We start from the raw sequence: 17,847 nt of genomic DNA, 5'->3' as shown, positions 1-17,847 counted from the left end.
ACGCATGGGGCATCGGTGCTGCCGTTTGGGCCTAAGCGAAACGGGCCGCGCCTCTCTCTGCGCGGCCTGTTTGGTTTATGCACGGTGAGAAACGCTCACCCGGTCAGTTCAGATAGGGCGTCGGATCAACGGTTTGCGTGCCCTTAAAGACCATGAATTGCAATGCGTTAAACTCGTTGGCTGTCACCTTGGCGATGGTTTGACCGCGTTTGACGCTGTCGCCTTTTTTCACCGAAATGCTGTCGATAAAGCTATAGGCGGTTTGAAGGCCATCGCCGTGATCGACCACCATGATTTTTACCCCATCGGCGTTGGTCGAGATCAATTTGACCGTGCCGTCCTTGGCCGCTTTTACGGGCGTGCCTGCGGGGGCGGAAAACAGGATGAATTTCGATTTGGTCTTGTCGTAATCACGGATGATCGCACCGGAAACCGGTTTGGCCATTTCGGATGTCGAGGTCTGGGTCGCGCCAAGGTCCGCTGCCGGTTTGGTGACCGCAGGGGCCGGTTTGGCCAAGTCTGGATCGGGCAGGGGGCTGCGGCCGAAGGCGGCGTGGGGGTGGCCGACCCTTTGCCGGGTTCGGTCGTGGTGGCGGCTGCGGAGACGCCATCAGAGGTTTTGACCGGGATCAAAAGGTAGCGGCCCTCCGTGACGGCAAGGTCTGAGCCAAGCCCATTCCAATCGGCCAACGCGCGCACCGACACGCCATATTTGCGGGCGATGGAATAGGCGGTTTCGCCGCGCTGAACTTGGTGCCGGATCGGTTCCATACCAGCCACTGGTTCGGAGGGGGTGCTCTGCGCAATCGGCGTGGGGGATGTTTTGGTTTCGGCATCGGTGATGGCCTCATCTGCCAAAGCCGCAATGTCGATGCGCTCGCCCGTGGCGATGGTGCCGGTTGGGGTCACGGCGGACTGGCCTTCGCCGACACGGCGGGGCAGGGCGATCACTTCGCCGGGGCGCAGGGTGACGTCGTCGCTGATGCCGTTGTAGCGGGCCAATTCAGCGGCGGGCAGGCCAACACGCGCGGCCACAGAGGCCATAGTGTCGCCGCGTTTGGCCACGACCACTTGGTAATTCGGATAGGAAATCACGCCCTGCGCATTTGGCACAGGTTTGGCGGCTGTTCTGGCCTCATTGGCGGCGGGTGCCGTCGAAAAGGCATCGGTGATGCCGCGCATATCAAAATCGAGCGGTTTGTCACAGGCTGTGAGCGCCAAAAGCGCTGATCCCAGCAAAATCGCCCGCATGCCGTTTTGCGCCTGTCCACGCATCTGTACCATAGATGAAATCGTCATGGCTCTGTCCTCAAATCCTTGGGCTTTGCCCTCTGTTGGAGATTGGCCCCCTGGCCGCCCCTGTCACCCCCTCTTGATCGGAGGGCTCGTTCACTGTTGGCCTCATTACTCTTGGCCCATCCCCTCGACGAGGGGCACAAAGCGCACAGAGCGGAGTTCTTCATAGTCAAACCCCGTTTCGGTGCGTGTCACTTTGATAAGGCTTTGGACCGTGTCCGACTGCCCCACCGGTAAAACCATGATACCGCCTGTTTTGAGCTGCGCCAAGAGCGGGCCGGGAGGGTCCTCTGCGGCGGCGGTCACAAGAATGCGATCAAACGGTGCCTGGTCAGGCAAGCCATGGCTGCCATCAATGGCCATTGCGGTGATGTTGACGATGCCGAGGCTGTCAAACACCACCTGAGCTTCGCGCACAAGGCGCAGGTAGCGATCCACGGTATAAACGCGGCGGGCCAGTTGGCTGAGGATCGCGGCTTGATAGCCGGAGCCTGTGCCCACTTCCAACACCTTGTCGCGCGGTTGCACATTGAGCGCTTGCGTCATCAGGCCAACCACGGAGGGTTGCGAAATCGTTTGGCCGCAGGCGATGGGCAGCGGCATGTCCTCATAGGCACGGGTCGCAAACAGGCCTTTGACAAAGCCGCCGCGGTCGATTTTTTCCATGGCCTGAAGCGTGCGCCCATCGGTCACCCCCTTGGATCGGAGGGTGTAGAGGAACTGCATTTGCGCTTCGGGGTTCATGGTCATCAGAGGCTTTTTTCCAAGGCCGCGAGGCCGTTGAGCATGTCATGTGCGGTCAGATCGGCACGCATCGGCGTGATCGAAATATGGCCGGACAAATTGGCCGTCACATCAGTGCCGGGGCCGGTGTCGACCGATTGTTCGGACCCACGGACCCACAAAAACCGCCGCCCGGTGGGGGAGACTTGGCCTTCGATGCCAAAACCCGGCGTGTTGCGGCGACCTTGGCGGCAAATGGTGATGCCTTTGGTCTCAGCGGCGGGCAGGGGTGGAAAATTCACGTTGTAAAACAAAGAGTAATCATCGCCCGTCCCCCAGGGTGCCTGGGTCAGCAATGTGGTGACAACATCGGCGCCATGCAGAGCCGCACTTTCAAACATATCCTCAAGACCGGCATTTTTTGGCCCAAAGAATTGCGACAGGGCGATGGCTTTCACACCTTGCAATGCCGCCTCCATCGCGCCGCCAATCGTGCCGGAGTACATCACGTTTTCGCCCGCATTGTTGCCCCGGTTGACGCCAGAGAGCACCAAATCCGGCCGTTCGGGCAAGATGTCATGCAGCCCGGCCAAAACGCAATCGGCAGGCGAGCCTTCGGCGGCCCAGCGGCGCGGGGCAAGTTCGGTGATCATCGTCGGATGGGAATAGGAAATGCAATGCGCGACGCCGGATTGTTCAAACGCGGGCGCGACGACCCAGACCTCGCCTTCGGGACCGGCAACCGTATGGGCGATGGCCTCAAGCGTTTTGAGGCCCGGCGCATTGATGCCGTCATCGTTGGTGATCAGGATGCGCATGGAGGGGCCCTTTGGTCTGAATGGCACTTGTCTTCCGTTCCTCCTTAAAGCAGGCTCGGAATCGCGGCAAGGTCAGTGGCCCGCCGCAGCCCTGATATTTATGGCGTTTCGGCAAAAACCTGATTTCAAAAGGGGCCGTGGTACGCTTTTTGTAAATTGGAGAGAGTATGTCTTTAGCTGCCCCGCGTCCCGTGCTTGATGCCATCGCCGTGACCGCCACTGACATGGCGCGCTCTGTGGCGTTTTATCGCCTATTGGGGTTTGATTTCGAGGGCGTTGAGACCAACACCGATCACGTTGAACCCAACACAGCGCCGGGGTCGGTGCGATTGATGATCGACGCGGCCAGCTTGTCGGAAACCCTGATCGGGGACAAACCACGACCTGCGAACCATTCAGCCTTTGCCATGCTCTGCGCCACCCCGTCCGAGGTGGACCGGGTGGCGGGTGAGATTGCAAGCGCCGGGTTCGCGGTGGTGGACGCCCCTTGGGACGCGTTTTGGGGCCAACGCTACGCCACGGTGGCGGACCCGGATGGCTACAAAATCGACCTGTTCGCGCCTTTGTAATCCGTGGCCGTCATCAGAGGCGTTAGAGTAGCCCGATCTCTTTGAGCAAACGCGGGGCTTCGTCGCGCGGATGGGTCAGTGGAGCTTTGTCTTCGCCGGGGAAAAACCGCGCGCGGGTGCCGGTCGGCATTGGGCGCGGCGACAGCACATGAATGCGCGGCGCTTTTTCGACATGTGCGACCTCGGCCTGCCAGCTTTTGGCCATAGCGATTTGCGCGGCTTTCGAGGCCCCGTACGCGCCAAAGAATTTCTCGCCCGCATGCGGATCATCGAAAAACAGCACGTCGGCGGGGGTGGGGGCCATGTTCAAGAGCGGTGAAATCATCGGCATCAACTTGCCCGTGGCGGTCACATTGGTGCCGATGGTGCGATCAAAGTCTTTGGGGTCGATGTGATCGGCGGGCGACAGCAGTTGCGCGTAAATCGCCGTGTGCGCCCAAAGGTCAAGATGCCCCCAGCGGTCATAAATCCCACGGCACAGATGCGCCATCGCGTCCGGGTTGGTCACATCCATCGGCGCCAATGTGGCGTCGCCGCCTTTGGCTTTGATCCGGTCGTCCAACTCTTCGAGCGCGCCCGTGGTCTTGGCCACGGCGACGATGTGATAGGTCGGTGCCAGCGCTTCGGCGAGGAAAAAGCCAAGGCCGCGCGATGCGCCGGTGATGAGGGCGACTTTTGTGTGGTCTGTCATGGTTGCTTCCCAATCATCAGGGCCGGTTTGAAGGCCAATTTGGACCGATGTGTGCGGGGAAATTGCGGCGCGGTCAAGGGGCCGTCAGCTCGGCGCGCGCAAGTGTCCCACTGGCCTCATAAAGCGCAAGAAGATCGTCAAAGGACATATCCGCGATGCCAGTCAGTGTGACGCTGGGCCGTGCGGAGCCATCGCCAAAGCTCAGCGTCAGGGCGCAGTCTTGGGCGGCCAAAGGAGACAGATCATTGGCCAAACCGGCCAGCGTGTCCTCGGGCAGGGCACCACCATCAAGATGTTGAAGATAGGCGTAAAACACCGGATGCGGCACCTCGGCCCACAGCGCGACCACCAAGGCATCGTCGGCCCCGCGAATGGGCAGGGTGAGCGTGGCGCGCAGATACCGGGCCTCATCCAAACGGCAGAGCTCGGAGGCCAATTGATCCGCGCCCTCTTTGACAAAGGCCAGATCGCCTCGCGGCGCATGGGGCCACTCAGACGGATGATCAAAGCCAATGTCAATCACCCCGCCTTTGGCCATAAGAGCGCGCCAGCGGGGATCAAGATCGAGGATAGAGGCCACTTATTCGGCTGCCGTTTTGAGTTTGAACCCTTTGTCGATCATATCGGAGGGCACCACCGGGTATTCGCCGGAGAAACAGGCATCGCAATAGCGCGGGGCGGCGGCGTCGCGGCCTTCGGCCACGCCCGCAGCGCGATACAAGCCATCGAGCGAGATGAATTGCAAACTGTCGACGCCCAAATGCACGCGCATTTGTTCGACCGACATGTAAGCCGCCAGCAATTTGTCGCGATCCGGCGTGTCGACGCCGTAGAAACAGGGCCACATGGTCGGGGGCGAGGCGATGCGGAAATGGACTTCGGCGGCCCCTGCGTCCAACAGCATGTCTTTGATCTTTTGCGAAGTTGTGCCGCGCACCACAGAGTCATCGACCAGAATGATCCGTTTGTCGCGGATCAGCGCCCGGTTGACGTTCAGTTTCAGGCGCACACCCATGTTGCGGATCTGCTCTGAGGGCTCAATAAACGTCCGCCCCATATATTGGTTGCGGATGATGCCCATGCCGTAGGGAATGCCGGATTGGAACGCATAGCCGATGGCGGCGGGCGTGCCGGAGTCGGGCACCGGACAGACCAGATCGGCCTCCACGGGGGCTTCAATCGCCAATTCCACACCAATCTGACGGCGGGTCTCATAGACGGAACGCCCCTCTAAGATGCTGTCGGGACGGGAAAAATACACATGCTCAAAGATGCAGAACCGCGAGGGCTTTGGCTCAAACGGTTTTGAACTTTGGACTTTGCCATCCGAGATCACGACCATTTCGCCGGGCTCAATCTCACGGACGAATTCGGCACCGATGATGTCAAGCGCACAGGTTTCAGACGAGAGCACATAGCCTTTGTCGCCCACTTTGCCCAACACCAGCGGCCGCACGCCACGCGGATCGCGCACGCCGATCAGTTTGGTGCGGGTCATGGCGACGACGGAAAAGGCACCTTCAACCCGGCGCAACGCGTCTTTCATCCGCTCAGGGATGTTGCGTTGTAACGAGCGGGCCATCAGGTGAATGATGCATTCCGAATCCGAGCTGGATTGGAAAATCGAGCCACGTTCAATCAGCTCGCGGCGCAGGGCGACGGCATTGGTAATATTGCCGTTGTGGGCAATCGCGGCCCCGCCCATGGCGAATTCGCCAAAGAACGGCTGCACGTCACGGATCGCGGTGTTGCCTTTGGAGCCCGCTGTGGAATAGCGAACATGGCCGATCCCGATCGGACCGGGCAGGGTTTCCATCACCTTTTGCGAGGTGAAATTGTCACGGACATAGCCAAAGCGGCGTGCCGACTGAAACCCGGCCTCGTTGTCATAGGTGACGATCCCGCCGGCTTCTTGGCCGCGATGCTGAAGCGCATGCAGGCCAAGGGCGATAAAAGAGGCGGCATCGGCAACGCCAACGGCGCCAAAGACGCCACATTCCTCTTTGAGTTTGTCATCGTCAAAAGGGTGAGCGGGGGCATTTCGAGCATCTCGGTCAAGCTCCGAATCCTACGCTGTGCGGTTCGTCCCACCCTTTAAGACCTAACAGCCCCAGTGTCACGAAAGGATCACAAAAGATTTCATCACTTCTTGTGCTCCGTCGTGAGACCGGCGGGGTATACGGCTTTCAAGGTAGGGGTTCATGAAAAGGGCGGCTGCCTCTGATTGGCGCCGCCCGAAGGAATGGTGATTTACTCGGTACAGGTCGAGACCAAGGACTGATAGCGCGAGGTGATCCAATCGGGTGCATCCTCGGGCAGGCTCTCGTCCAGTTTGTCTTGCGAGCGGGCAAAGACTTTGACGGTACGAGAGTTTTCCAAAACGTCAATCGGATCGCCGGTGGAGACGCGGTCAAAGATCACCAAAGCGATGGCGACCAAAATGATGCCGCGGATCACACCGAACAGAAACCCAAGCCCCTGATCAACGCCCCCCAACGCGGAACGTTGAACGGCGGAGGAAAACAGCGGCGTAAAGATCGACACGACGATCAACGCCACGGCGAAGACCGCGAAAAATCCGGTGATCACCGAGAGTTCGCAAGATCCAGAGATGTAATCGCCAAGATAGGGCACTTCTTTGACCAAAGGCACGGCCTTGGGGGCAAACATATAGCCAAGGACCGCGGCGACGATCCATCCGGCAATCGCCATGCCTTCGCGCACAAATCCGCGTGAATAGGCCAGGATCGCCGATACGACGATGACCAATGCGACGATGCCGTCGATGATTGTAAAGCCTTCCATGGCGCCTCTCTTTTGAACTCTGAGCGCGTTAGCCCGCGCCAAAAACCTCTCCGACAAACCCCACCAGATCACTCATCTGCCGGACGTCCATGCCGCTTTTTTCTCCAGCCTTGGAACGGGCCGGGGCGATGGCCGATGAAAAACCAAGTTTTTTGGCTTCTTTCAACCTGTTTTCGGTCTGACCAACGGGTCGCAAGCTGCCAGAGAGCGAAAGTTCCCCGAAAACCACACAATCTTTTGGCAAAGCCTGATCTTCACGGGCCGAAATCAACGCCGCCGCCACCGCCAGATCGGCGGCAGGTTCCGACACTTTCATTCCGCCCGCCACGTTCAGATAAACGTCCAGCCCGGCAAAGGGAATACCACATCGGCTTTCCAACACGGCCAGGATCATCGCCAAACGCGATCCGTCCCAGCCGACCACCGTGCGCCGGGCTTGGGCGTGGGGCGAGGGGGCGACAAGCGCCTGAAACTCGACCAGCACCGGCCGCGTGCCTTCAATCCCGGCAAACACCACCGATCCGGGGGCTGGTTGATCGCGTTCGGATAGAAAGAGCGCGGAGGGGTTGGTCACTTCGCGCAAGCCATCACCGGTCATTTCAAACACGCCAATCTCATGCGCCGGGCCAAAACGGTTTTTGACCGCGCGCAACAGGCGGAAATGGTGACCACGTTCGCCTTCGAAATACAAAACCGTGTCGACCATATGCTCGACCACACGCGGGCCTGCCAATTGTCCGTCTTTGGTGACATGGCCGACCAAAACCACCGACACACCGCGCGATTTGGCGAAGGTCACCAATTCATGCGCCGCCGCACGCACCTGCGACACCGATCCCGGTGCGCTTTCGACATTGTCGGCCCACATGGTCTGGATCGAGTCGATGATCACCAGATCGGGCATTTCCGCCTCAAGCGTCGTCAAGATGTCGCGCAGGTTGGTTTCGGCCCCGAGCCGCACCGGCGCATTGCCAAGACCCAACCGTTGCGCCCGCATCCGCACTTGGGCGGCGGATTCCTCGCCGGAAATATAGATGACCTTCAGTCCCGCCATGGCAAATTTCGCCGCCGCCTGAAGCAACAGTGTCGATTTGCCGATGCCCGGATCACCGCCGACCAAGATGGCCGAAGACGGGACCAAGCCTCCGCCCAAAACCCGGTCGAATTCGGTCAAGCCGCAGGAGGTGCGTTTCGGCGGCGCTTCTTTGTCGGACAGGGCGGAGAGTGGAATTTCCTTGCCGCGCAGCCCGCCCAGCGTCTTTTTCGCTGGCCCCGAGGCCGATAGGGGCTTTTCCTCGGAAATGGAGTTCCATTCGCCACAGCCGTCACAGCGCCCGGACCATTTGGTCGTCACTGCCGCGCAATTGGAACAGACGAAATTCTTTTGTGCCTTGACCATTTTGGCGCTCCCTGCTCGTTCTTGCTTCGTTCTAATCTTTCAAGGGGGCGCTGCGCAAGTCTTCGGCCTTTGCCGTGGTGAAAATACTCAAAGCCAGACTGAGCAACACGCAAAACGTGAACAGGTATAGTCCCCACCCGACCTCAAGTCGGCCAACGCCCATGCCTTTGGCCAGAGTGATATAGATCGCGATCAAAAACACATCCGCCATCGCCAACCGCCCAAGGTGAAACAACCAGGGCTTGATCCGAGCGGGCAGGCGGCCAGACAAGAGACCCTCAAGGGCAAGGACCTTGGCGATGGGGGCGATCAGGGCGAAGAACACGACCACGAGGGCGAGAAAAATATCTTTGTGCCACAGCCCGCCAATGCCAGAGAGGACCGAAATATCGGACAGGCCAAACAGCGGCAATAGACCGGCGCGCATCAGAGGCGCGATCCAGGAGATCGGAAACAGGATCAAAAGCGAAAGATTGAGAAGGCGCGGGACTGTCATATCATCGAAGTGGCAGTGTCACGGCGCGATTGCAAGAGTGCTGATCTGCCCCGGGCCACGCCCCATGACGGCTACATGACGGCTAATTGGTCCGATCTGGCGTGCTCATCGCAGATTTGGGCATGGACACCACCTTGCCGTCGTCGTCGGCCATGTCGAGATCGTCCAACTCATAGCCAAGTCCCGGCAGCACCTCTTTGAGATCACGCTCAAGACGGTCCATGTGACGGTTCGCCTCGCGTTCACTGGCTTCGATGTCACGTTGCCAGCGTTTCAATTCTTCGGTGATGGAGAGCGCCAGATCGAGCTTGTCTTGAAATGCCTCAAGGTCTTGTTGCCGTTCGGTCAAAAACACCTTGGCGCGGGTGACTTTTTCGTCGGAATAAATCTGGGCCAGATCGCGGGTGGTGTGCGACATCTGCGCCGCCAGTTCCATCACTTCCGGCTCCAAACTGGCCAGATCGGGATGAGCGCGCAGATGATGAAGGCGGGCGCGGACGCTGTCAAACTCTGAGGAGAGGGCAAAGGCGCTGTCTCGATCTGTGGCATGGCTGAGGCGATAGGCCTGTGCCACGTCTTGCATCGAAACGGCAAAGCTGCGGTGGCTGCGTTCAAGGTCGAGCATCCGGTTCACACCGGGCAAAAACGCACAGAGCGACAGCAATAGGATTGTCAGGCCAGTTTGCACATAGGGGCCAACTTGGACGGTCTCACCGCCGTGGATCTCTACCTGCATCCCAAGCCAAGGCCAGAGCCCGGCGAAAGACAAAGCCGTGCTCACAGACGCGGCAATTGCCAGCGCGATGATCGTCCATTTTGCCATGTCTTGCAGCACATGCTGCATCAGGCGAAATCCCGTTCGCCCGTCCATTTGATCGACCATGATCAGCCCCCATCATTACCCGCCGGTTAACGAAACCGTGCGGGCAAAGAAAAATCAATGATTCATGTGGGTTAGAGGGTTTTTGTTTCCGCTTTGGAAACAGTTTTGCCTAAAATGTGCAATTGTCGACACTTAGCGCAGGGTCTCGATCGGCCCATGCGGTGAGCCGGTGATGAATTGGGTGAGATACGGGTCGTTCGCCGTGTCCATGTGTGCCACGGGACCATGCCAACGCATTTTGCCGCCATGCAACATTGCCACCTTGTCGGCAATCGCGCGCACCGAGGTCATGTCATGGGTGATGGTCAGCGCGGTCGCGCCCATTTCCACCACGATCTCGCGGATCAATTCGTTGATCACCCCGGCCATGATCGGGTCCAACCCGGTGGTCGGTTCGTCAAAGAAAATGATTTCGGGATCGGCGGCAATGGCGCGGGCAAGGCCCACACGTTTTTGCATGCCGCCCGACAGTTCGGCGGGAAATTGATCGGCCACATCGGGCGACAACCCGACCCGGCGCAGTTTCTCAATCGCGATCTCACGCGCTTGGGCGCGGGGCCGTTTTAACGAGCCGCGCAACAGTCGAAAGGCAACGTTTTGCCAAACTGGAAGGCTGTCAAACAGGGCCGCGCCTTGGAACAACATGCCAAACCGGGCCAAAAACGCGTCGCGGTCGCCACTGGCGGTGACCTCTTCGCCATCGACCGTAATCGTGCCTTGATCCGGGATCACAAGGCCCAAAATGCACTTGAGCATGACCGATTTCCCGGTGCCCGATCCGCCGATGATGACACAGCTTTCGCCGCGCTCCACCGTCAGGTTGACACCGCGCAGGATCTGTTTCGATCCAAAGGATTTATGAACGTCGGTCAGCGTGATCATGCGGCAAAAAACGCCTGTGTCAAAAGGAAGTTGGCGGCCAGGATCAACACGGCGGCGGCGACGACCGAGGATTTGGTTGCTTGCCCCACGCCCTGCGCGCCCCGGCCCGAATTCATCCCGAAATAACAGCCCATCAACGTGGCGATGACGCCAAACGCAGCCCCTTTGACCAATGACGAGACGATGTCGGGCATCTCAAGGAAATCTATGGTGTTTTTGAGGTAGGTGGCGGAATTGAAGTCGAGCGACTTGACGGAGACAAACCAGCCGCCAAATACTCCGACTGTGTCGCCCACCGCCACCAAAAACGGCACGGTCAACAGCCCGGCCAAAACGCGCGGGGCGGCGAGGTATTTCATCGGATTGGTCGAGAGGGTGACCAGCGCGTCGATTTGTTCGGTGACTTTCATCGTGGCGATTTCGGCGGCAATGGACGAGGTCACCCGAGCCGCCATCATCAGCCCGACCATCACCGGGCCGAGTTCGCGCACGACCCCCAAGGCGACGATTTGTGGCACCACTTGTTCGGCCGAAAACCGTGCGCCACCGGCATAGATTTGCAACGCCAAAGCCCCCCCGTGAACAGCGCGGTCAACCCGACAACGGGCAGGGACAGGTAGCCGACAGTCATCAAGGCGTGAAAGAATTCGCGACTGTAAAACGGCGGCGTGAGGATGTGACGGAAGGTCGAGAGCGTGAACAGCGTCAAACGGCCCACAGCGGCAAAAGCCCCAAGCACTGCCGCGCCCAAACGGGCCAGCAGGTGCAAGATTGGGTTGGCCGCGCGGGGGAGGCTCATCCGATATACCGCCGCAGATAGCGTGCGCCCAAAGAGGTCAGGATTTCATAACCAATCGTGCCCGCCACATCGGCCAGATCATCGACCGTTTGATGCGGGCATAAAAGATCAAGCGATTTGGGCACGTGATCGAGGTGGGTGATGTCCACGGTGATCAAATCCATCGACACGCGGCCCACCAGAGGGCAGGGGGTGTCACCGTCAAACAGCACCGCAGCGTTGGAGATTTTCCGAGAAATACCATCGGCGTAACCGGCGGAAATCGTGGCGATCCGAGAGGGCACTTCGGCGGTCCATGTGTTGGAATAGCCGACGGTTTCATTGGGCGCGACATCGCGGGTCTGGATCACAGGACATTCCAGCCGCACCACGGGTTTGCTGTCTTCAAACGGTAAGCCGCCGTAAAGGCCGATGCCCGGACGCACCAGATCGAAATGATAGTCCGGCCCAAGCAAAATCCCACCCGTCGCTGATAAGGCACGCGGCACGGTCAAGCCCTCGGTCATCTGGCGGAAATTGGCCAGTTGATGGGCGTTCATCGGATGCTTTGGCTCATCGGCACAGGCCAGATGCGACATGATCAGATCGGGGCGGGCTTTGATCACCAGATCTTTGACCGCATCCCATTCGGGCGCTTCAAGACCCAGACGGTTCATCCCGGTGTCAAGTTGAATGCCGAAGGGCGCGCCGGGGAGGGCTTCGAAATGGCGGGTGATTTGATCCAGGGAATTGAGCATCGGTACAAGATGCATATCCGCGATCATGTCGGTGTCCCCGGCCATATGACCGCCAAACACCCCAATCCACGGCGAGGGACCGATGGCCGCGCGCAGGGCCACACCTTCCTCGGCGGCGGCCACGAAAAACTTTTTCACCCCGGCCTTAACCAAAGCGCGTCCGACCTTGGCCACGCCAAGCCCGTAAGCGTCCGCTTTGATCACGGCGGCGGTTTCCACAGAGGGTGCGGTCAAACGGTCCAGCGCCCGCCAATTGTCGGTCAGAGCCGTGAGATCAATATGTAAAACAGATGTAGCCATGGCGTTTTTTGACCCTCCACGCGGCTCTGTGCAAGCGCAAATCTATACGCAGGCTTAAAACGCGCGCGGGCGGGTCCGATGTCCTTATGTATTGGGTCTTAGTATTCGGGTTCGTTTTGTTGCCACGGCTGGATGAGGTTGCCAAAGCGGGTGAATTCCGCCTCAAAGCTCAGTTCCACCGTGCCAATCGGGCCGTGACGTTGCTTGCCAAGGATGACTTCGGCCTTGCCGTGCAGCCGCTCCATATCCTCGACCCAGCGCGTCGTGGCCTCCATATCATGCTCTTCGGGCTTTTCGCGCTCTTTGTAATATTCGCCACGATAGACAAACATCACCACATCGGCGTCTTGCTCGATCGAGCCGGATTCACGCAAATCCGAAAGCTGTGGCCGTTTGTCGTCGCGGCTCTCCACCGTCCGGCTGAGCTGGGAGAGCGCGATCACCGGGATGTTGAGTTCTTTGGCGATGGCTTTGAGGCCCATGGAAATCTCACCGATCTCCTGCACCCGGTTGCCTTGGCTGCGTGCGGTGCCGCGCACCAGTTGCAGATAGTCGATGATCAACAGATCAAGCCCGTGCGTCCGTTGCAACCGCCGCGCGCGCGCCGCCAATTGCGAGATTGGAATGGCCGGGGTGTCGTCGATATAAAGCGGGCAGGTCTCAAGCGTTTTGGCGGCTTCGACAAAGCGGCGGAACTGATCTTCGGTCATGTCACCTTGGCGGATTTTATGCGACGAAATCTCAGAGGCCTCGGCCAGGATCCGCGCCGCCAACTGTTCGGCGCTCATCTCAAGCGAATAAAACCCGACAACCCCGCCCTCGACTGCACCGACGCGCCCATCCGGCAGCGTGCCCTTTTTATAGGCCTTGGCGATGTTGAAGGCGATGTTGGTGGCCAGCGAGGTTTTGCCCATCGACGGACGTCCGGCCAAGATGATCAAGTCGGACTTGTGCAAGCCGCCCATCTTTTTATCGAGATCGTTGAGGTGGGTCTGAATCCCCGCCATGCCGCCACCGCGCTCATAGGCGGCATTGGCGTTGAGCACGGCTTGGGTGACGGCGGAGAGGAAGGAGGTGAACCCGGTTTCGCCCTTGCCCTGTTCGGCCAGCGTGTACAGCCGCTGTTCGGCGGCCACGATTTGCTCGCCGGGATCACGAATGTCGGAACCAGAAGCGGCAGAGCCCGCAATCTCGTTGCCCAGCTCAATCAACTGACGGCGTAAGAACAGATCATAGATCAACTGGGCATAGTCACGCACCGCATAGGTCGAAATGGCACTTGCCGCCAGACGCGCCAAATAGGCCGGGCCACCGAGTTCTTTCAGGCCCTCATGGTCCTCCATATAGGCTTTCAACGTCACCGGAGAGGCGAGCATATTCTTTTGAATGCGCTCCTGAGCCTTCTCGTAAATGTCTTTGTGCACCGGGTCGAAAAAATGGTCGGGCGAGATGATCGAGGCGATTTTGTCGAACACATCGTTGTTGGTCAAAAGTGCGCCCAAGAGTTGTTGCTCGGCCTCGATGTTATGGGGCACGGCCCCCGCATAGGAGGTGATCACCGACGGTGTTGCCGCGTCCGCTTTGTCGGTGCGTGCGTCCTGAAGTGTGGCGATGTCATTCATCCGGCTGGCCCTCTTTATGATCCTGCGAGTCGCGTGTTGCTCGCGGGTTTGGGTGTCATAGCCGCCTGCGCGCCGGGTTTCAAAATGTATAACGTGTGGATAACTGGCACACAGATGAACAAGGCAAGCTAACTTGGCTGTTTGCAAAGAAAAACGCCGCCCCTGAGGGCGGCGCATAAATTTCGGGCGCGGATTTCCGCCGCCTCAGGCCTTTTTATTGGCCTCTTGCCATTCGCGTGGGGCGTTGAGGAATTTCTCCACCTCTGCGAGCGTTTCGGCGTCAAAGGCACCTTGGCGTTTGGCCTCGGCCAAAACATCCCACCATGTGCACAGGCTGATCAGTTTCACGCCATGATCGCCCAGCGTCTTTTCCGTTTCCGGGAAAATCCCGTAGTAAAAAATCACCGCTGTCCAGCCGCACGTTGCGCCGGTCTCACGGATCGCATCGACAAAGGACAATTTCGAGCCGCCATCGGTGGTCAAATCTTCGACCAACAACACCCGCTCGCCCTCGCTCATCTGCCCTTCGATCCGGGCATTGCGACCGTAGCCTTTGGGTTTTTTGCGCACATAGGTCATCGGCAGGGCCAGACGTTCGGCCACCATCGCGGCAAAAGGAATGCCCGCCGTTTCGCCGCCTGCGATATTGTCAAACGCCTCAAACCCGGCTTCGCGCATCACAGACACCGACAGGAAATCCATCAAGGTCGCGCGAATGCGGGGGTAGGAAATCAGTTTGCGACAGTCGATGTAGGTTGGGCTGGGCAGGCCAGAGGCCAGCGTGAAGGGCTCGCGCGCGTTGAAATGCACGGCTTTGATTTCCAACAACATCCGCGCCGTCAAACGGGCGATTTCTGTCTCGTCAGGAAAGGAGGAGGGGATCATCTGGCGGTCTCTTTCGTCTTAGGCCTCGACGCTCCAATGGAGCGGCATTTGCGGGTCAAATACGGTCACGGGACCGTTTTCGGTGTCGATTTTATCGGGGTAGCGGACCGGATCGCCCCGGCGCAGCGTGATCGTCGCCTCATTGAGCGGCAGGCCATAGAATGTTGGCCCGTTGATCGAGGTGAAGGCTTCGAGAGCGTCCAGTTTTCCCTCTTTTTCAAACACTTCGGCGAGAATCGACATGGTGTTCGTGGCGGTGAAACAGCCCGCGCACCCACATGCGGTCTCTTTCGCGCCGTCCAGATGTGGTGCGGAATCGGTGCCCAAAAAGAACTGTTTGTCACCCGAGGTCGCCGCCTCCACCAGAGCCAGACGATGCGTTTCACGTTTGGCCACGGGCAGGCAATAATAATGCGGTTTGATCCCGCCCACGAGGATGTGGTTGCGATTGATCACAAGGTGATGTGTGGTGATCGTTGCGCCCAATCCCTGATCCACTGAACGGGCATAGTCCACGCCGTCCTTCGTGGTGATGTGTTCCATCACCACTTTGAGGCCGGGGGTGGTGCGGCGGATCGGGTCGAGCAGGGTGTCGATGAACACTTTCTCACGGTCAAAAATATCCACGTCCGGCGTCACCACCTCGCCATGGATGCAAAGCGGCAGGCCGATCTCGGCCATTTTTTCCAACACAGCGCGCACGTTTTCGAAATTCGTGACACCCGAGGCCGAATTGGTCGTCGCCCCGGCCGGATATAATTTCACCGCCTTCACCAAACCGCTGGCATGCGCCATGGCCACATCATTTGGGTCTGTTTGCTCGGTCAAATAGAGCGTCATCAGAGGCTCAAACTGACCTTTGCGCGGGTTTGCTTTGAGGATGCGCTCGCGGTAGGCGGCTGCGTCGTCGCCGGTGACCACGGGGGGCACAAGGTTCGGCATCACGATTGCGCGGGCAAAGTGACGTGTGGTTTCGGGCAGAATGGCATTGAGCATCGCGCCATCGCGCAGATGCAAATGCCAATCGTCGGGGCGGCGGAGGGTGAGTGTATCGGTCATGCCCCTGAATTACCGCGTTCCGGCACAAAGCACCAGATGGCAGTTCGTGCTTATTTTTTAAGCGGATGGTCAGTTTTCGCGGCGATTGTGTACAATCGGGCGGCTGCGGGATTGAAGCCTGCGCGGGGCCGAGGCTAGCGTGGTGACGACTTGGAGACCCGGATGCTTGACACCTCATCTCAGACCCCGCTTCAAAGCGCTGCACCTCATATGCAGCGTGTGCGGGGGCGTGCGCTTGTGGTCATGGGCGTGAATGGGTTGAAGGATTTGCATCAATCCGGCTCCGCAAAAGCAATGTTGCCACGGGTGCACACCACGGTGCCAGAGGTGGTTTTTCTCAACACATCCGGGGGGTTAACCGCCGGGGATCAGTTGGATTACACGCTTGAGGTTGAGGCGGGCGCGGCGCTTGTTGGCACCACACAAACCGCCGAGCGCGCCTATGCCTCTGTTGCCCATGGTGCGGATGCGGATGTCTCGGTGCGGCTCATTGCCGGGGCGGGGGCGCGGCTTGATTGGTTGCCGCAGGAAACCATCCTGTTTGAAAAGGCGCGATTGAACCGCCGCACCTGTGCGCAGATCGCCGGGGATGCACAGTTCACCTGTGTCGAGTCGTTGATCTTGGGCCGTGCTGCCATGGGCGAGACGCTGCAAACGCTGCACCTGCGCGACCGTCGCGAGATCCGTCGCGCCGGTCGGCTTGAATTCTTGGAGCCACTGGAAATCGACGCTGCCCTTTTGGCCGCGCGCGATCATGCGGTGACATTGAATGGCGCGCGCGCCGTGGCGACCATCGGAATGTTCGCGCCGGGTGCCGAAGCCTTGGCCGATCTGGTCAAACAGACGGCGCAAGAGGGCGTGAGCGCCGGGGTGTCGGGTTGGAACGGCAAACTTGTGATCCGGGCGATGGCACCTGATGGCTATCCGCTGAGGCGCTATGTGGCGCGGGTTTTGAACCAGATCAGAGGCGTGGATTTGCCGCGCGTCTGGCAAATGTGACTTGAATTGAACGAGGGACGACCATGAACCTGACCCCGAGGGAAAAGGATAAACTTTTGATCTCTTTGGCCGCAATGGTGGCGCGTGGGCGCCTTGCGCGGGGTGTGAAACTCAATCATCCCGAGGCCATCGCCTTGATCACCGATTTCGTCGTCGAAGGCGCGCGGGACGGCAAAATGGTGTCCGAGTTGATGCAATCGGCGGCGCATGTCGTGACCAAAGACATGTGTATGGAGGGCATCGCCGAAATGATCCCCGAGGTGCAGGTCGAGGCGACTTTCCCGGATGGCACCAAATTGGTCACTGTTCATCACCCCATTCGTTAAGGAGACCGCCATGATCCCTGGAGAGTATTTCATCAAAGAGGGCGACATCGAGTTGAACGCGGGCGCTGAGGTGACGGTGCTTGAGGTTTCTAACACCGGCGATCGCCCGGTGCAGGTCGGCTCACATTACCATTTCCATGAGACCAATGAGGCGCTGTCCTTTGACCGCAACGCCGCACGCGGCAAACGGCTCGACATTGCGGCGGGCACGGCCGTGCGGTTCGAGCCGGGCCAAACCCGCGAAATCAGCCTTGTGCCGCTGTCGGGCAAGCGCGAAGTCTATGGCTTCAATCAGAAAGTGATGGGTGAATTGTGATCCGTAAGGCTCTGATATTCATTTCGTTTTTCGGACCGGCTTTGGCGGACGCGCCGAAGGTGGATTGCGACAATGCAATGACCCAAACCGATAGGAACATCTGTTCGTATCAGGACTATCAGGCCGCCGATGCTGTGCTCTATGAGGGCGGGTCGATTCAGCCGCTGATCACGAACAGCTGTTTGGCAGATTTAACACGGCAGCGCACGGATGAGATGCGCTCTGCCTATCAGACGTACTGA

General features: G+C 59.1%; 20 protein-coding genes and 2 pseudogenes. 5 read left to right on the top strand and 17 right to left on the bottom strand.

Annotated features, from left to right (window positions below):
• Positions 1 to 103: 103 nt before the first annotated feature.
• The 4 genes from DA792_RS23265 to surE form a co-directional block, all read right to left on the bottom strand.
• Positions 104 to 445, bottom strand: a complete 342-nt coding sequence (locus tag DA792_RS23265) for a murein hydrolase activator EnvC (protein ID WP_368074508.1) — start codon at positions 443 to 445, stop codon at positions 104 to 106.
• Positions 352 to 1,299: a LysM peptidoglycan-binding domain-containing protein gene (locus tag DA792_RS11290; RefSeq protein WP_368074507.1), complete on the bottom strand. Its 948-nt coding sequence runs from the start codon at positions 1,297 to 1,299 to the stop codon at positions 352 to 354. The genes DA792_RS23265 and DA792_RS11290 overlap by 94 nt, the downstream gene beginning before the upstream one ends.
• A 105-nt stretch (positions 1,300 to 1,404) precedes the next feature.
• A complete protein-coding gene (locus DA792_RS11285) occupies positions 1,405 to 2,046 on the bottom strand; it encodes a protein-L-isoaspartate(D-aspartate) O-methyltransferase (RefSeq protein WP_107720026.1) in 642 nt (213 codons plus the stop codon).
• Positions 2,046 to 2,837 (bottom strand): 5'/3'-nucleotidase SurE, encoded by a 792-nt coding sequence (gene surE, locus DA792_RS11280; protein WP_107720025.1) that lies wholly within the window; start codon positions 2,835 to 2,837, stop codon positions 2,046 to 2,048. The genes DA792_RS11285 and surE overlap by 1 nt, the downstream gene beginning before the upstream one ends.
• Before the next feature lie 167 nt (positions 2,838 to 3,004).
• Here surE and DA792_RS11275 point away from each other — a divergent pair, with 167 nt between their 5' ends.
• On the top strand, positions 3,005 to 3,406 hold the full coding sequence (locus DA792_RS11275; protein ID WP_107720024.1) for a VOC family protein: 402 nt from the start codon (positions 3,005 to 3,007) through the stop codon (positions 3,404 to 3,406).
• A 22-nt stretch (positions 3,407 to 3,428) separates the two neighbouring features.
• Here the strand turns inward: DA792_RS11275 and DA792_RS11270 are convergent, their stop codons facing one another.
• The 13 genes and pseudogenes from DA792_RS11270 to pyrC form a co-directional block, all read right to left on the bottom strand.
• On the bottom strand, positions 3,429 to 4,097 hold the full coding sequence (locus DA792_RS11270; protein ID WP_107720023.1) for an SDR family NAD(P)-dependent oxidoreductase: 669 nt from the start codon (positions 4,095 to 4,097) through the stop codon (positions 3,429 to 3,431).
• A gap of 73 nt (positions 4,098 to 4,170) precedes the next feature.
• Positions 4,171 to 4,677 (bottom strand): DUF2199 domain-containing protein, encoded by a 507-nt coding sequence (locus DA792_RS11265; protein WP_107720022.1) that lies wholly within the window; start codon positions 4,675 to 4,677, stop codon positions 4,171 to 4,173.
• Positions 4,678 to 6,132, bottom strand: a pseudogene (gene purF, locus DA792_RS11260) (amidophosphoribosyltransferase); the annotation flags it as partial. It abuts the gene before it with no gap.
• A 215-nt stretch (positions 6,133 to 6,347) separates the two neighbouring features.
• Positions 6,348 to 6,902: a CvpA family protein gene (locus DA792_RS11255; RefSeq protein ID WP_107720021.1), complete on the bottom strand. Its 555-nt coding sequence runs from the start codon at positions 6,900 to 6,902 to the stop codon at positions 6,348 to 6,350.
• Positions 6,903 to 6,930: 28 nt separating this feature from the next.
• Positions 6,931 to 8,301 carry a DNA repair protein RadA gene (gene radA / locus DA792_RS11250; protein ID WP_107720020.1) on the bottom strand — a complete coding sequence of 457 codons (1,371 nt, stop codon included), beginning with the start codon at positions 8,299 to 8,301 and terminating at the stop codon, positions 6,931 to 6,933.
• A 31-nt stretch (positions 8,302 to 8,332) separates the two neighbouring features.
• On the bottom strand, positions 8,333 to 8,797 hold the full coding sequence (locus DA792_RS11245) for a paraquat-inducible protein A (RefSeq protein WP_107720019.1): 465 nt from the start codon (positions 8,795 to 8,797) through the stop codon (positions 8,333 to 8,335).
• Between the two features lie 82 nt (positions 8,798 to 8,879).
• Positions 8,880 to 9,680, bottom strand: a complete 801-nt coding sequence (locus DA792_RS11240; protein WP_107720018.1) for a DNA repair protein — start codon at positions 9,678 to 9,680, stop codon at positions 8,880 to 8,882.
• 132 nt (positions 9,681 to 9,812) lie between these two features.
• On the bottom strand, positions 9,813 to 10,562 hold the full coding sequence (locus DA792_RS11235) for an ABC transporter ATP-binding protein (protein ID WP_107720017.1): 750 nt from the start codon (positions 10,560 to 10,562) through the stop codon (positions 9,813 to 9,815).
• Positions 10,559 to 11,361 (bottom strand): annotated as a pseudogene (locus DA792_RS11230) (MlaE family ABC transporter permease). The gene DA792_RS11235 and the pseudogene DA792_RS11230 overlap by 4 nt, the downstream one beginning before the upstream one ends.
• Positions 11,358 to 12,398, bottom strand: coding sequence for an alanine racemase (gene alr, locus DA792_RS11225; RefSeq protein ID WP_107720016.1), 1,041 nt, complete (start codon positions 12,396 to 12,398; stop codon positions 11,358 to 11,360). The pseudogene DA792_RS11230 and the gene alr overlap by 4 nt, the downstream one beginning before the upstream one ends.
• Before the next feature lie 98 nt (positions 12,399 to 12,496).
• On the bottom strand, positions 12,497 to 14,020 hold the full coding sequence (locus tag DA792_RS11220) for a replicative DNA helicase (protein WP_107720015.1): 1,524 nt from the start codon (positions 14,018 to 14,020) through the stop codon (positions 12,497 to 12,499).
• A gap of 204 nt (positions 14,021 to 14,224) precedes the next feature.
• Positions 14,225 to 14,905, bottom strand: coding sequence for an orotate phosphoribosyltransferase (locus tag DA792_RS11215; protein ID WP_107720014.1), 681 nt, complete (start codon positions 14,903 to 14,905; stop codon positions 14,225 to 14,227).
• Between the two features lie 18 nt (positions 14,906 to 14,923).
• Positions 14,924 to 15,964, bottom strand: coding sequence for a dihydroorotase (pyrC, locus tag DA792_RS11210; protein WP_107720013.1), 1,041 nt, complete (start codon positions 15,962 to 15,964; stop codon positions 14,924 to 14,926).
• Between the two features lie 162 nt (positions 15,965 to 16,126).
• Between pyrC and DA792_RS11205 the strand changes: the two genes are divergently transcribed.
• Genes DA792_RS11205 through DA792_RS11190 form a run of 4 tightly spaced genes read left to right on the top strand, consistent with a single transcriptional unit; the run spans position 16,127 to position 17,847 of the window.
• Positions 16,127 to 16,963: an urease accessory protein UreD gene (locus DA792_RS11205; RefSeq protein WP_107720012.1), complete on the top strand. Its 837-nt coding sequence runs from the start codon at positions 16,127 to 16,129 to the stop codon at positions 16,961 to 16,963.
• Between the two features lie 23 nt (positions 16,964 to 16,986).
• Positions 16,987 to 17,289, top strand: a complete 303-nt coding sequence (locus DA792_RS11200; protein WP_009570816.1) for an urease subunit gamma — start codon at positions 16,987 to 16,989, stop codon at positions 17,287 to 17,289.
• Positions 17,290 to 17,299: 10 nt separating this feature from the next.
• Positions 17,300 to 17,605, top strand: coding sequence for an urease subunit beta (locus tag DA792_RS11195; protein WP_107720011.1), 306 nt, complete (start codon positions 17,300 to 17,302; stop codon positions 17,603 to 17,605).
• Entirely contained in the window at positions 17,602 to 17,847 is a 246-nt protein-coding gene (locus DA792_RS11190; protein ID WP_199908162.1) for a lysozyme inhibitor LprI family protein, read from the top strand. Before DA792_RS11195 ends, DA792_RS11190 begins: the two co-directional genes overlap by 4 nt.

The organism is Celeribacter baekdonensis, from assembly GCF_003047105.1.
GTDB classification, from domain to species: domain Bacteria; phylum Pseudomonadota; class Alphaproteobacteria; order Rhodobacterales; family Rhodobacteraceae; genus Celeribacter; species Celeribacter baekdonensis_B.
This window is presented reverse-complemented; position numbering and strand designations above follow the sequence as displayed.

Excerpts from the sequence above, each read along its gene's own strand:
- DA792_RS23265 (WP_368074508.1), bottom strand. The coding sequence starts at position 445 with ATGGCCAAACCGGTTTCCGGTGCGATCATCCGTGATTACGACAAGACC.
- DA792_RS11290 (WP_368074507.1), bottom strand. The coding sequence starts at position 1,299 with ATGACGATTTCATCTATGGTACAGATGCGTGGACAGGCGCAAAACGGC.
- DA792_RS11285 (WP_107720026.1), bottom strand. The coding sequence starts at position 2,046 with ATGACCATGAACCCCGAAGCGCAAATGCAGTTCCTCTACACCCTCCGA.
- surE (WP_107720025.1), bottom strand. The coding sequence starts at position 2,837 with ATGCGCATCCTGATCACCAACGATGACGGCATCAATGCGCCGGGCCTC.
- DA792_RS11275 (WP_107720024.1), top strand. The coding sequence starts at position 3,005 with ATGTCTTTAGCTGCCCCGCGTCCCGTGCTTGATGCCATCGCCGTGACC.
- DA792_RS11270 (WP_107720023.1), bottom strand. The coding sequence starts at position 4,097 with ATGACAGACCACACAAAAGTCGCCCTCATCACCGGCGCATCGCGCGGC.
- DA792_RS11255 (WP_107720021.1), bottom strand. The coding sequence starts at position 6,902 with ATGGAAGGCTTTACAATCATCGACGGCATCGTCGCATTGGTCATCGTC.
- radA (WP_107720020.1), bottom strand. The coding sequence starts at position 8,301 with ATGGTCAAGGCACAAAAGAATTTCGTCTGTTCCAATTGCGCGGCAGTG.
- DA792_RS11245 (WP_107720019.1), bottom strand. The coding sequence starts at position 8,797 with ATGACAGTCCCGCGCCTTCTCAATCTTTCGCTTTTGATCCTGTTTCCG.
- DA792_RS11240 (WP_107720018.1), bottom strand. The coding sequence starts at position 9,680 with ATGGTCGATCAAATGGACGGGCGAACGGGATTTCGCCTGATGCAGCAT.
- DA792_RS11235 (WP_107720017.1), bottom strand. The coding sequence starts at position 10,562 with ATGATCACGCTGACCGACGTTCATAAATCCTTTGGATCGAAACAGATC.
- alr (WP_107720016.1), bottom strand. The coding sequence starts at position 12,398 with ATGGCTACATCTGTTTTACATATTGATCTCACGGCTCTGACCGACAAT.
- DA792_RS11220 (WP_107720015.1), bottom strand. The coding sequence starts at position 14,020 with ATGAATGACATCGCCACACTTCAGGACGCACGCACCGACAAAGCGGAC.
- DA792_RS11215 (WP_107720014.1), bottom strand. The coding sequence starts at position 14,905 with ATGATCCCCTCCTCCTTTCCTGACGAGACAGAAATCGCCCGTTTGACG.
- pyrC (WP_107720013.1), bottom strand. The coding sequence starts at position 15,964 with ATGACCGATACACTCACCCTCCGCCGCCCCGACGATTGGCATTTGCAT.
- DA792_RS11205 (WP_107720012.1), top strand. The coding sequence starts at position 16,127 with ATGCTTGACACCTCATCTCAGACCCCGCTTCAAAGCGCTGCACCTCAT.
- DA792_RS11200 (WP_009570816.1), top strand. The coding sequence starts at position 16,987 with ATGAACCTGACCCCGAGGGAAAAGGATAAACTTTTGATCTCTTTGGCC.
- DA792_RS11195 (WP_107720011.1), top strand. The coding sequence starts at position 17,300 with ATGATCCCTGGAGAGTATTTCATCAAAGAGGGCGACATCGAGTTGAAC.